15 protein-coding genes are annotated in these 12463 nt (G+C 65.7%); 8 read left to right on the top strand and 7 right to left on the bottom strand.

Annotation, left to right across the window (positions count from 1 at the left end; all coding sequences use genetic code 11):
- Nucleotides 1–2 precede the first annotated feature (2 nt).
- On the bottom strand, nucleotides 3–449 hold the full coding sequence (locus OG203_RS27725; RefSeq protein ID WP_405160193.1) for a hypothetical protein: 447 nt from the start codon (nucleotides 447–449) through the stop codon (nucleotides 3–5).
- A gap of 338 nt (nucleotides 450–787) precedes the next feature.
- Between OG203_RS27725 and OG203_RS27720 the strand changes: the two genes are divergently transcribed.
- Complete coding sequence (locus OG203_RS27720; protein WP_405160192.1) at nucleotides 788–2176, top strand: FAD-dependent oxidoreductase; 1389 nt, start codon at nucleotides 788–790, stop codon at nucleotides 2174–2176.
- A gap of 59 nt (nucleotides 2177–2235) precedes the next feature.
- Nucleotides 2236–3108 carry an amidohydrolase family protein gene (locus OG203_RS27715; protein ID WP_405160191.1) on the top strand — a complete coding sequence of 291 codons (873 nt, stop codon included), beginning with the start codon at nucleotides 2236–2238 and terminating at the stop codon, nucleotides 3106–3108.
- A 12-nt stretch (nucleotides 3109–3120) separates the two neighbouring features.
- Here the strand turns inward: OG203_RS27715 and OG203_RS27710 are convergent, their stop codons facing one another.
- Complete coding sequence (locus OG203_RS27710) at nucleotides 3121–3603, bottom strand: DUF456 domain-containing protein (RefSeq protein ID WP_405160190.1); 483 nt, start codon at nucleotides 3601–3603, stop codon at nucleotides 3121–3123.
- Between the two features lie 285 nt (nucleotides 3604–3888).
- Here OG203_RS27710 and OG203_RS27705 point away from each other — a divergent pair, with 285 nt between their 5' ends.
- Nucleotides 3889–4272, top strand: coding sequence for a hypothetical protein (locus tag OG203_RS27705; protein ID WP_405160189.1), 384 nt, complete (start codon nucleotides 3889–3891; stop codon nucleotides 4270–4272).
- A gap of 3 nt (nucleotides 4273–4275) precedes the next feature.
- Here OG203_RS27705 and OG203_RS27700 read toward each other — a convergent pair whose 3' ends face one another.
- Both OG203_RS27700 and OG203_RS27695 read right to left on the bottom strand, forming a co-directional pair.
- The gene (locus OG203_RS27700; RefSeq protein ID WP_405160188.1) at nucleotides 4276–4638 is read right to left on the bottom strand and encodes a hypothetical protein; all 363 of its coding nucleotides are present in this window, start codon (nucleotides 4636–4638) and stop codon (nucleotides 4276–4278) included.
- An 8-nt stretch (nucleotides 4639–4646) separates the two neighbouring features.
- Nucleotides 4647–5639, bottom strand: coding sequence for a WXG100 family type VII secretion target (locus OG203_RS27695; RefSeq protein ID WP_405160187.1), 993 nt, complete (start codon nucleotides 5637–5639; stop codon nucleotides 4647–4649).
- A 450-nt stretch (nucleotides 5640–6089) separates the two neighbouring features.
- Here OG203_RS27695 and OG203_RS27690 point away from each other — a divergent pair, with 450 nt between their 5' ends.
- Complete coding sequence (locus OG203_RS27690; RefSeq protein ID WP_405160186.1) at nucleotides 6090–7187, top strand: CaiB/BaiF CoA transferase family protein; 1098 nt, start codon at nucleotides 6090–6092, stop codon at nucleotides 7185–7187.
- 61 nt (nucleotides 7188–7248) lie between these two features.
- On the opposite strand, the gene OG203_RS27685 is transcribed toward OG203_RS27690, so the two are convergent.
- Nucleotides 7249–7458 carry a hypothetical protein gene (locus OG203_RS27685; protein WP_405160185.1) on the bottom strand — a complete coding sequence of 70 codons (210 nt, stop codon included), beginning with the start codon at nucleotides 7456–7458 and terminating at the stop codon, nucleotides 7249–7251.
- Between the two features lie 27 nt (nucleotides 7459–7485).
- Nucleotides 7486–7728: an SDR family NAD(P)-dependent oxidoreductase gene (locus OG203_RS27680; RefSeq protein WP_405160184.1), complete on the bottom strand. Its 243-nt coding sequence runs from the start codon at nucleotides 7726–7728 to the stop codon at nucleotides 7486–7488.
- A 131-nt stretch (nucleotides 7729–7859) separates the two neighbouring features.
- On the opposite strand from OG203_RS27680, the gene OG203_RS27675 reads away from it, so the two are divergent.
- Nucleotides 7860–8450: a TetR/AcrR family transcriptional regulator gene (locus OG203_RS27675; RefSeq protein WP_405160183.1), complete on the top strand. Its 591-nt coding sequence runs from the start codon at nucleotides 7860–7862 to the stop codon at nucleotides 8448–8450.
- Nucleotides 8451–8484: 34 nt separating this feature from the next.
- On the opposite strand, the gene OG203_RS27670 is transcribed toward OG203_RS27675, so the two are convergent.
- On the bottom strand, nucleotides 8485–9987 hold the full coding sequence (locus OG203_RS27670) for a PLP-dependent aminotransferase family protein (protein ID WP_405160182.1): 1503 nt from the start codon (nucleotides 9985–9987) through the stop codon (nucleotides 8485–8487).
- Between the two features lie 62 nt (nucleotides 9988–10049).
- Between OG203_RS27670 and OG203_RS27665 the strand changes: the two genes are divergently transcribed.
- From OG203_RS27665 to OG203_RS27655, 3 genes are all read left to right on the top strand, one after another.
- On the top strand, nucleotides 10050–10511 hold the full coding sequence (locus OG203_RS27665; RefSeq protein ID WP_405160181.1) for a hypothetical protein: 462 nt from the start codon (nucleotides 10050–10052) through the stop codon (nucleotides 10509–10511).
- A gap of 55 nt (nucleotides 10512–10566) precedes the next feature.
- Nucleotides 10567–11136, top strand: coding sequence for a methylated-DNA--[protein]-cysteine S-methyltransferase (locus tag OG203_RS27660; RefSeq protein ID WP_405160180.1), 570 nt, complete (start codon nucleotides 10567–10569; stop codon nucleotides 11134–11136).
- A 235-nt stretch (nucleotides 11137–11371) separates the two neighbouring features.
- Nucleotides 11372–12196 carry an alpha/beta fold hydrolase gene (locus tag OG203_RS27655; RefSeq protein ID WP_405160179.1) on the top strand — a complete coding sequence of 275 codons (825 nt, stop codon included), beginning with the start codon at nucleotides 11372–11374 and terminating at the stop codon, nucleotides 12194–12196.
- The last annotated feature ends 267 nt before the right edge of the window (nucleotides 12197–12463 follow it).

Below are 12463 nucleotides of genomic sequence, written 5' to 3'. Positions count from 1 at the left end.
GCTCAATTACAGACCAGCCATTTGTCCCCGGATCGGGTCAAATTCCAGGTCGCGGTCGCCTCGTCGCCGTCGACCTTGGTGGTGACCGTCGCCTTCGCGCGGTCGCCATCGACGCTCGGATCGACGAGTTTGGTGATTTCCACGGTCTTTCCGCCGCCGGACCGCCCGGCCAGCGGTGACCGTTTCGGGTCGAAGCCGGGGCAGCCCGCGCCTGGTGGGGGCACCGAATCGGTCTTGTTGGACCCCTCGACGAAGTCGCGTACCGCGGCGGCGATCTTGTCCGCTTCTGTGACATTTTTCTCAGCGGGCGACATCAGCCCGCCGATGATGATCCCGGCGAGCACGAGCACCGCGACGACGGCGGCCGCGATGAACGGTGCCACGGAGCGCTTGTCGGTCTGATCGACCTGGATGACTTCGTCTTCCGCGGCTGACTGCTGCTCACTCATAGGACGATGATCCCTGGTCGGCGGCGGTATCCGGCGCCCGCCCCCGCGCGGTGAGCGAAGTCGACTGCGCCACGCCGGGATTAACGACACCCGTTCCGGTGAACCCAGCGAACGGGTCGCGTGGCATCCATTCAGTTCACGCACCGCACCGGGGCCTACCGTCCCCGTCACCGATAGAATCGCAAGACTGCGGCCTGCTGTCATAGCCGCGGCTGGGGTGGCCACGAGCCGACAACTCCAGTGTCCGCATCGTCAGGTGCAACCAGTCAGCGCGTAACTTAGCCTAGGCTAAGGAGTACGCCGTATTTGTTTCTCGACCAAAAGGGTGCGCGTAAAAGATGACCGAACAGAGTGCAGCTAACCGCCCGCTCCGCATCGCCATCGTGGGCGCCGGACCGGCCGGGATCTACGCCGCCGACGCGTTGATGAAATCCGACGCCGAGGTGAGCATCGACCTGTTCGAGCGCATGCCCGCGCCGTTCGGGCTGATCCGCTACGGCGTCGCGCCGGACCATCCGCGCATCAAGGGCATCATCACCGCCCTGCACAAGGTCCTTGACAAGCCGCAGGTGCGCCTGCTGGGCAACATCGACTACGGCACCGACATCACCCTCGATGATCTGCGCACGTTCTACGACGCGGTCATCTTCTCCACCGGCGCCAACGCCGACCGCGCGCTCGGCATCCCCGGCATCGGCCTCGACGGTTCCTACGGCGCCGCGGACTTCGTGTCCTGGTACGACGGCCACCCGGACGTGCCGCGCACCTGGCCGCTCGACGCGGAGAAGGTCGCCGTGCTCGGCGTCGGCAATGTCGCGCTCGACGTGGCCCGCGTGCTCGCCAAGACCGGCGACGAGCTGCTGCCGACCGAGATCCCGCCGAACGTCTACGCGGGCCTCAAGGCCAACAAGGCGCTCGAGGTGCACGTGTTCGGCCGCCGCGGCCCGGCGCAGGCCAAGTTCACCCCGCTGGAGCTGCGCGAACTGGATCATTCGCCGACCATCGAGGTCATCGTCGATCCCGAGGACATCGACTACGACGAGGGCTCCGAGGCCGCGCGCCGCCACTCCAAGCAGGTCGACATGATCGCGAACACGCTGGAGCAGTGGGCGATTCGCGACGTCGGCAACCGCCCGCACAAGCTGTTCCTGCACTTCTTCGAGTCGCCCGCCGAGATCATCGGCGACGACGGCAAGGTCGTCGGCCTGCGCACCGAGCGCACCCAGCTCGACGGCACCGGCAACGTCAAGGGCACCGGCACCTTCAAGGAATGGGACGTGCAGGCGGTCTACCGCGCCGTCGGCTACCTGTCGCAGAACCTGACCAACCTGCCGTTCGACGACCAGGCCGGCACCGTGCCCAACGAGGCGGGCCGGGTGATCGGCGACGAGAACGCCGACGGCGCCGACCGCTACGTCCCGGCCACCTACGTCACCGGCTGGATCAAGCGCGGCCCGGTCGGCCTCATCGGCCACACCAAGGGCGACGCCAACGAGACCGTCGCCTGCCTGCTCGACGACAGCGCGAACTTCACCCCGGCCGCGCAGCCGGAGCTGGACGCCGTCACCGAGTTCCTGGAGAGCAAGGGCATCCCGTTCACCACCTGGCAGGGCTGGTACCGCCTCGACGCGCACGAGCGCTCGCTGGGCGAGCCGGAGGGCCGTGAGCGCGTCAAGGTCGTCGAGCGCGAAGACATGCTGCGGGCCAGCGAGCCGCACAAGGTCTAGGCCGACTCGCTGTTAGGTCCGCGACAGCGGAAAGACTCGCACTGAGGCATTCTGTACAGGTGTTCGATGCCCATCTCCACATCTTCGATCCGCGGTTCCCGCGGTTCGAGAACGAGGGCTACCTGCCCGGCTCATTCACCATCGCCGACTATCGAAAGCGCATGTCGCGCTTCGATGTCGGCGGCGGAGCCGTGGTCAGCGGGTCCTTCCAGAGCACCGACCAGACGTATCTGAAGGCGGCCCTCGCCGAGCTGGGCGAGGGCTGGGTCGGGGTCACCCGGCTCGACCTTGACGCCACCGACGACGAGATCATCGAACTGGACCGGATCGGCGTGCGCGGCCTGCGGTTCAACCTCAAACGCGCCGCCGCCGACATCACCGGCATGACACTGCAGGCCCTGCGCGCCCATGAACTCGTCGGTTGGCATGTCGAGGTGTACATCGACGGTCAGATGCTCGCCTCGCTGCAACCGGTCATCTCCAAGCTTCCGGTCTTCGCGATCGATCACCTCGGCATGTCCGACGAGGGCCTGCCGTACCTGCTCGACCTGGTCGATCGGGGGGCGAAGGTGAAGGCGACGGGTTTCGGGCGGGTCGCGTTGAACGTTCCCGACACCCTGCGACGCATCCACGCGGTCAACCCGGAAGCCCTGATGTTCGGCACCGACCTACCCGGCACCCGCGCGGGCCGCCCCTTCCAGGATTCCGATGTCGACCTCCTCTGCGACGTGGTCGGCACCGATATGTTCGCCGTCCTGGAGGACAACGCCCGCGCGTTCTATCGGCTCCCCGCCCGGGTCCGCCCGCTGCCCGCCGACCCGGCCCCCACACTCCCCCTGTACACCACCGAACAACCAACCCTGCCCATCCGCCGCGACAGTCTCCCCAAACTCGAAGCGGCGGATACCATCCCGCTGCCGATCATCGAATAGCGGTCGAGTGGGCTAGGTGGCGATCGCGCCGATCAGCCAGACGCCGGTGGCGAGTAGGGCGCCGAGGAGTTCGATGAGCATGGACAGGCCTACGCCTTTGAGGGCGTGGACGGTCGATTGCCAGGCTTGGCGGCCGATGCGGAGGCGGTGGAGTTCGGCGAGGTAGACGCCGAGGACGAAGCCTACGAGCAGGCCTACCACGGGGATGACGAAGAAGCCGATGATGCCGAGGACCGCGCCGAGGATGAGGGAGCGGTTGGCGACGCCCGCGTCCTTCATCTTCCGGCCGGGCCAGGTGTATTTGATGACGCCGGAGATGACGAGCAGGGCGGTGCTGATGGCGAAGACGATCCAGGCGGTGCTGCCGCCGGTCATGAAGGCCCAGACCGCGATTGCGCCGAAGATCAGGATGACGCCGGGCAGGATCGGGACGATGATGCCGAGCAGGCCGACGAGGATAACCAGGCCGACGACTACCTCACCCGCACCACTCATGACCAGGCCTCGTTGGGTTCTCGCATGACTTCCACCTCACCGCACTGCCGCACCGGACGCTCGCCCGAATGTCGCGCTGCTGGGATTGTGTCGTATCGAGTGAGTCGGTGCACGACGGAGGGTGTTCGGAAACGACTGGCAGGTAGCCGGTTTCGTTCGCGCGAAGATTCATTCGCGTGACGCCGGTGCGGAAGATGCTGTTTCACAAGGTATTCCATGATCAACTGGAACATTCCAGCTTTCCATTCAAGAGTGCGTGTAGGCGATGAGGGCTACCATCGGACCATGAGTGGTGACGCCGAGGACGGGCCGTTGTTTCGTGCGGCGTACCGCCAGGCCGACACGTTCGACAATACGGCGAAGCCGGAAAGGTCCAAGGGCGCGCTCGCCCGCCTCGTCGGCTGGGTATCGATCGCCTTTGCTGAAGGGTTCCTGCGTGATCAGTTGTTTGTCGGAACCGTATTCTTCTCGATCATCGTTATCGTAATCGGTGCGACGTCGGGCAGCCCGGCATGGATGGTCGGCTATATCGTTGCCGGAGTAATCGGAATTGCCCTTGTCGCCGTAGCGTTGAAACGTCGCTGGTCACTTGGTCGGCAATGGCTTGTCATTATCGGGGTGATCATCGCCGATGTCCTGCTGATGGCAGCTTTCTGGGGAATCCGCTGACCGCTACTTGTAGAGATCATCGGGGAGCGGATGAAAACTCCCATCACCTGCTATCGATGCCTGTATCGCACCGCTATGTTCCGCGACCATTCGGTTTACATGACTCTCCAGCAAATGTGAATACGCCGACACACCGGAGAAGAGGCCCATCCACGTCTCCGCGCCACTCGATACTAAACCGGCCGCCGCCTGCATATCCGCACCCAATTCCCCACTCGACGCTTTCTCCGTGAGCTGTTGCAGCTCCGCCGCCGTCGGTTGATTCCGCTGCTTGTAGCTGGCGAGATCCTGTTCGGCTTGGTCGATGGCCGCATCGAGCCGGGAAATAGCGGCCCGTATATCGGAGCCGGGAGAACTTATCGGCATGGCTGTCCTCAACCAACATTCGGTGCCACAGGCAGCGACGTCCGACTGAACGTCGCAACGGTTGCGATGATGAACACTTTGATAGTATTCAGTAATTGCCAGAAGACAACGATTACCTTGCGTGCACTGTTTATCATGGTAATCGCTTCTTTTGCGCTCTTGATCAGCTTGATCTGCCCGAACAGCGGTATCGCCGCATTGGCGAGCGCCGCAGTAGCGAGCGACACCACGGTCATCACGATGTCGACCACGACCTGCGCGAGCTTGACCGCCTCGTCAACGGCGTCACTCAAATTGTTGGCCATCTGCTGCATGGCCGCCTTCTGATTACCGAACGCGGTGTTCCATTTACTGAAGTACGCCGCCTCGGCCGTCGACGCTTTCCCGACCCAGGTTTTGGAAACCGAGGCTTGTCCGTGCTCGAGATTTGCTCGCACCGCCTCGGCACACTCGGCGACATGCCGCCAAGCCGATACCTGGGTACCCGCCTTCTTGATATCGCCGGTTATCCATTTGGTGATGTATTCACGAGGGTCCGGCCCGCCAACCAATGTCAGCAGCTTACATACCGGATCAAGAAAGATGCCGAAGGAGACCTCGTGCAACGCCCGGCCGTCGACGGTCGGGGCGACCAGGCTGGCCGCACCGGGCGCGATATCGTCGAATCCATCCGCGACGCCGTCATCGACGACTATCAGCGGGGAATCGTCGAGCTTCGCGATTTCGCTGGCGAAGTTCCGATCGGTCCTTCGATACTCGTCAGCGGCATAAAGAAGTGCCCGGCGAGTTTTATCCATACCCTCACTGTCGGCGAGTAGGACGTCACCGAGTGCCGGCAACAGCTTGGCGTAGTCCTCCGTTATCAATTCCAGAATCTTACCGAAATCGGCATCCACGATATTGCGCTGCGCGTAGTTATGCCCCTCGAAGGTGTCCGTGCCCGCGCGACCGACCTGCTCCGCCCAGCCCCGCAGATCGGCGACCTCGACTGATAGGTTCACACGCCCCCTCCAGACTGCCGGGACCATTCATAGCGGTCGCGTATTTTCAGTGAACCACCGCGGCGTTTGGCAATCAACAGGCGTCTGCGCGCGACTGGTAATAGCGAGCGACCGCACGATCCCTCAGCACCGAAAGCACACGTGCCTTCGCAATCCGGCTACTGCCCAGTACGCTTGCGAATCCAGCTGATTCGCGGAATCGACCGAGTACCAAGGGCTCTCAGCGCCCGGCTTGCCGCCGATAGCCGAGCGGCAGCGGTGAAACTGTAAGCCGGGTTGACCACAGTACGAATTCGCGGCCGACGCACCGACGGGACGGCAGGGTGCCCCGGCGAAGGCCGCGGTGGTTGCGGCAACGTTATTGTCATACTGTCAATACACCCTCCGGGCCGCTCCCGGAGGAGCGCCGGGCCGCCGGCGCGCTGGATCAACGACGAACCGAGGTAGCGCGTGAGCACTCCATCCACCGCCGTCAAGGGCCCGCTCGCGGGCATCAAGGTCATCGAGCTCGCCGGTATCGGCCCTGGCCCGCACGCCGCGCTGCTGCTGGCCGACCTTGGCGCCGACGTGGTGCGGATCCAGCGCGCCGGGCAGCTGCCCGGCGGGTTCGACCGGCCGCAGCAGCGCGGGCGGACCATCGTCGAGGCCAACCTCAAGGACCCAGCCGACATCGAGAAGGTGCTCGGGCTCGTCGAGAAGGCGGACGTGCTCATCGAGGGCTTCCGGCCCGGCGTGACCGAACGGATGGGGCTCGGCCCGGACGACGCGCTCGCCCGCAACCCGCGACTGGTCTACGGGCGGATGACCGGCTGGGGCCAGGAGGGTCCGCTCGCCGATCGCGCCGGACACGACATCAACTACATCTCCATCACCGGCGTGCTGCACGCCATCGGCCGCAAGGGTGAGCGCCCGGTGCCGCCGTTGAACATGGTCGGCGACTTCGGCGGCGGCTCGATGTTCCTGGTGTTCGGCCTGCTCGCCGCGCTCGTCGAGCGGCAGACCTCCGGTAAGGGGCAGGTCGTCGATGCCGCGATGGTCGATGGCGCACTTGCCCTTTCGCACATGATCTGGGGTATGCGCGGGTACGGCGCGTGGTCCGACGAGCGCGGCGTGAACCTGCTCGACACCGGAATGTCGTTCTACGACACCTATGAAACCGCCGACGGCAAGTACATGGCGGTCGGCGCGATCGAGCCGCAGTTCTACGCACAGCTGCTCGCGGGTCTGGAAATCGATCCGGAGGGTCTGCCCTACCAGATCGATCCGGCGGGTCAGGAAACGCTGAAAAAGCTGTTCACGGAACGCTTCCGGGCCAAGACCCGCGACGAGTGGGCGGCGATCTTCGTCGGCACCGACGCCTGCGTCTCCCCCGTCCTCACCTTCGAGGAAGCAACGAAGAACGAGCACATCGCGGCCCGTGGCTCGTTGATCGAGGTCGACAACATCACCCAGCACGCCCCGGCGCCGCGCTTCTCCCGCACGCCCAACGGCATCCCGACCCCGCCGCCCAACGAGGCGACACCGATCGAATCCGTTTGGGCGAACTGACCTTTCGATACGAAGGCCCTGGGTTTACCCGGGGCCTTTCAGGTATCCGCGAGAGGCAGGATCAGGCGGTGGTCGCGGCAGGCTCCGCGTTGATCGGGCGACCACCGTCGGCCAACCCACGGGTGCCGACGATCTCGCCGCTGCCGCGCTCGCGCATGCCGGGGATCAGGCGGCGGGTAAGCCCAGCCAGCGCAACGACATTGATCATCAGCTGATCCTGTTCGCGATCAGCGCCGAGATCCTCGAAGCGGCCCGCGTTGCCGAATCCCACGTTGCTAACTGGGATGTCGACCAAAAGTTACTGTGCGACAAGCTCATTCGCTACCCGCACGGCGGCGTTAGGCATGGTGAGGTCCTGCCCGATGACATCCACTCGGACGTCGTGGCGCTGACACAGTTGTGCGGCAAGGGATTTCAGACGCGGCAGCGAGCGGACGACCAGGACGAGGTCGCCGCCGCGGGCTGCCAACGTGGCGGCAAACTCGGCGCCGATGCCGGACGAGGCGCCGGCGACGAGAGCGGTCTTTCCAGTGCGGGTCATTTCCAGCTTCCTTGATGTCATGCAACATAACGTAGCTAGTTTCTCATTAACTGCAACATAAATGTCGCGCATAAATGGCGAGCGGACGCGTGCATGTACTATCTAGAGCAGATCTCACTGAACGGAGCCCCATGTCGACCACTTCCGCACGTCCGCTGCGCGCCGATGCCGAGCGCACCGTCCGCGCCATCCTGGACGCCGCGGAACGGGTACTGAGCGAGAACCCCAACGCGACGCTCGAGCAGATCGCCGAGGCCGCCGGAGTCGCCCGCACGACCGTGCACCGGCGCTTCGCCAATCGCGAGGATCTGGTGCGCACCATGGCGGTCGCCGCCTGGCGAAGCATCACGGCCGCGGTCGACGCCGCACGGCCGAGGACCGCGCCGCCACTGGTCGCGCTGCATCAGGCCACCGCGAACGTCATCGAGATCAAGTACGGGGCTTCCTACGCACTCGATCGGGTCGACAACACCGACCCCGAGGTCGCCGAACTGCAGTCGGACGTCTTCGCGAAATGCGACGCGGTGCTCGGCAGAGCGCGCGCCGACGGGTTCATCGCGGCCGACGCCGACCTGACCTGGGTCCGGCGGGTCTATCTCGCGCTGATCAACGAGACCGTGCACGGCAATACCGAACTGGACGGCACCGCCGACCCGGATACCCTCGCGAGTCGCGTCATCGACACGCTGCTCGGCGGCGTCGGTACCGGTCGACGCCAGTAGACGCCGACCCGTTAACCCTTGCGGCGCAATAACATCAGTAGCAGGTGAGCGGCTGGAGCGCGTCGGCGGCGCGCGGGGTCAGCGCCTCGTAGGCGGCAGCCATCGCCTTGACCGCCAAGCGGAGTTCGGGTTCCTGGTGGGTGAAGGGCAACCGGATGAAGCGTTCGAAAGCGCCTTGCACGCCAAATCTCGGTCCGGCGGCAAGCAATACGCCGTGATTGGGCGCGGTGGCGGCCAGTGCGGTGGAGACGGGCGCCGGCAGCTGCGCCCACACCGACATGCCGCCCGTGCCGTAGCCGAGCCGCCACTCCGGCAGCTCTTCGGCGACCGCCTCCACCAGCGCGGCCCGTTGCGCGCGCAGCTGATCGCGGCGGCGATGCAGGATCGGGCCCTCGTTGGCGAGCAGGTGGACGGTGGCCAGCTGGTCCATCACCGGGGTGCCGAGGTCGACGGTGGAGCGGATGCCGAGCAGCTTGGTGATCAGCGGTTGGTTCGTGCGGATCCAGCCGACCCGCAGGCCACCCCAGAACGACTTCGAGGCCGAGCCGATGGTGACGATCTCGTTGCCCTTGGCGAAGGCGGCCACCGGCGGCTGCGGCTCGCCAGACAGGTGCAGGTCACCCATCGACTCGTCGATCACCACGGTCATCCTGGTTTCCCTGGCGATGGCGGCCAGTTCCGCGCGACCCTCCGCGTCGAGCACCAGGCCGGTCGGGTTGTTGAAGTCGGGCACCAGGTAGGCCAGGGTCGCGGCGGTTTGCCTTGCGGCACTGCGGATTCCGTCGAGATCCCAGCCCTTGTCCGGTGATTCGGGACGCAGCGGCACCGGCACCGGCCTTGCGCCGACATCGCGGATCGCCTCGATGGCGTTGGGATAGGTGGGGTGGTCGATGAGCACCCTGGCCGCGGGTGCGGTGAGCACATTCAGCAGCAGGCGCAGGCCGTGCTGGGCGCCGAGGGTGACCAGGATCTGGTCCGGTTCCGTGGGCAGGCCACGCTGGGTGAAGCGGCGGGCGATCGCCTCGCGCAGCGCGAGCACGCCGACCGGGTCCATGCCGTGGGTGCCGAGGTAGGCCGGAAGGCCTTCCAGCGCAACCGAATACGCCTCCTGCATTTCCAGCGGTGCGGCCATCGCGGCATAGGTCATGTCGATGGTCGGCAGCTCGGAGGCCGCCATCATCGCCAGGATGCTCCTTGCCGGTTTGCTGCCGTCGTGCTGCACGTCGCGCGGCAGGGCGACGGTGCTGCGCGAGCCCTGGCGGCTGATCAGGTAGCCGTTCTCGCGCAGCAGGGAGTAGGTGGACGTGATCGTCGTGCGACTGACCCCGAGGGTGGTGGCGAGGTCGCGTTCGCTCGGCAGCGCGACGCCGAGCGGGGCGCGTCCGTCGTGGATCAGCAACCGAATGCCTTCGGCGAGTGCGAGATACGCCGGGCGGGTGGATCGCCGAGTCGACTCGATCTCGCCGTCCGCATCAAGATTCCGCCACCGGCCAAGGTCGCGAGCCAAGGTGCCCGCGCCGATTACTCTCGTCGCCATAAGGTCCAGTATTAGGGGAGTGGATATTTAAAGCAAGGCCAGTCGGGGCGCAGGCTTGCACAATGACCACTTTCCTCACGTTGCTAGTCGTCGCCGTGTTCGGCTATCTGATCTATCACTACCTGCCGAGCGGCACCGAACGGGCGTTCCGGCTGGAACGGTTCCGCCCGCGCGGCCCGATGTCGGACTGGACCGCCTCGTACTACGACGAGCAGCGGCGCCACTCGGATCTTTCCGCGATCTACGGGCGCGGCGATCTGCCGGAGCCGAAACTGCCAGTTGCCAAGGAAATCAGCCACATCGAGCAGGAGGCGGTTCCAGCCGAGCAGAGCGAACAACCGAAGCTGACCCCGCTCGTCCGACAGCCCCAACTGGCCCGGCGACCAGGCGAAACAGAGGTTGCGCAGTACGCATGGCGGTCGCGGCGAACCGTCGCGCACAGTGCCGGTGAGACGCGGAGGCCGGAGAAGGGCGTCCGACGGCTGGTCACAGATCCGAGCACGCTCGACAGCAAGGCCAGTTGAGCAAAACTGGACTGGTTATTCGAAACTTGTCAGACCTTCCGTGCACACTGACAGCATGAGTGACGCCAGTTGCCTGTCCGCCGAGGCAACACTCTTCGACACCGCGATCGGCATCTGCGCGATCGCGTGGAGCGGTACGGCCGTGATCCGGTTCCAGCTCCCCGAGGCAAGCCCGGCCGCGACCCGAGCGCGCATCACGCGCCGCCGCACCGGCCTGCCGGACGACGAGGTCCGCGATGAGGCGCCCACCGGCGTGATCGCCGAGGCCATCACCGGCATCCGCGCGCACCTGGCCGGTGCACTCGACGACCTGCGCTGGATTCCGCTGGACACCAGCGCGATTCCGGAATTCCACCGCGCGGTCTTCGAGGTGACCCGCGCCATCGATCCCGGCCACACCCTCACCTACGGTCAGGTGGCCGATCGGATCGGCGCCCCCGGCGCCGCCCAGGCGGTCGGACAAGCCTTGGGCCGCAACCCGATTCCCCTCATCATCCCGTGCCACCGGGTGCTCGCCGCGGACAACGCGCTGACCGGTTTCTCCGCTCCCGGCGGCGTCACCACCAAGCAGAATCTCCTAGAGATCGAACGCACACCGGGATTCGGCGAACCGACCCTGTTCTGATCCCGTGCTCCGACTCGGGTCCCGTCGGAGCGCTGCTCCTTAACGGTTTTCCGTAAATAACGTTCACGGGCTTACCAGACGCGAGAGCGGCATAGTGAGCATCATCACAGACTTCGTGGGTTCTGATTGATGGTTACCGCCGTCGATGAATCTGCGGACCCGGCACCGTCTGAATAGGCGAAGGCACCGATGAAGCGTTGGCACCCTCTTCGAAAGTGAGACCGCTGTGGAGACCGTGACCTCCGCCGATGGAACCCTGATCGCGTACGACCGCCACGACGGCCATGCCGGAACCGTGATCCTCATCGGTGGCGCGTTCAGCTACCGGAAGTTCCCCAAGATGGTCGCGCTGGCCGAGACGCTCAACGAGCAATACGGTCTCACCGTGCTCAACTACGACCGGCGCGGCCGCGGCGACAGCACGGACTCCGCCGGGGACTACGACATCGCGCGCGAGATCGACGACATCGCCGCCCTGGTCGAGGCGGTTGGCGGATCGGCGATGCTGTTCGGCTGGTCGTCCGGCGCTGCGCTCGCGCTGCGGGCCGCCGGTTCCGGGCGCATCCCCGGGATCACCAAGGTGGTCGCCTTCGAGCCACCGTTCGTCGTTGACCACGAAGGCTTCGTCCCGGCCGCCGACCTGGAGACGACGCTGCGCGACCTGGTCGCCGCCGACCGCCGCGCCGACACCGTCCGCTTCTACCTGACCAAGGCGATGGGCATACCCCGCGCGATGGTCTCCGTCATGCGCTTCACCCCGTTCTGGAAGAACCTCCTCGCCACCGCGAACTCGACCCCGCACGACTGGGTCGTCATGCGCGACTTCATGCGCGGCGACCCCCTACGCGCCGAGGACTGGACCACCGTCAAGGCCCAAACCCTGGTCATCGCGGGCGCCAAGAGCGACACCTTGCTCCGCAAGGGTGCCCAGGCAATCGCCGCCGTCCTCCCCGACGCCGAACTCCAGGAAATCCCCAACCTAAACCACAACCCCAACATCACCCTACTAGCCCCCGCCGCAGGCGAATTCCTCACCGGCACAGCGGAAAACACCAACTAGCAAGCGACACAATCCCTCCCGCCACACCCACCACCGCTCAGGCCGCGGCAGACAAAGTCGGGAACCCATCCGACGAACCCCCGGACCAAGAACGCATCCGTTACACGAAGACCAGCGTGGCAATTGGCCACTCGCGGCGGAGGCCGCCCTGTCGCGACAAACGCAGGCAAAGGTCGATCGGCCGTCAACCGGTAGCACCGAAACCCGCGCTCGCGCTACCGCCGAGGACGCCACCAGCGACGCCGCCGACAACCGTGGCAGGGATGC

Source organism: Nocardia sp. NBC_01499 (genome assembly GCF_045040275.1).
Lineage (GTDB): Bacteria > Actinomycetota > Actinomycetes > Mycobacteriales > Mycobacteriaceae > Nocardia.
This window is presented reverse-complemented; position numbering and strand designations above follow the sequence as displayed.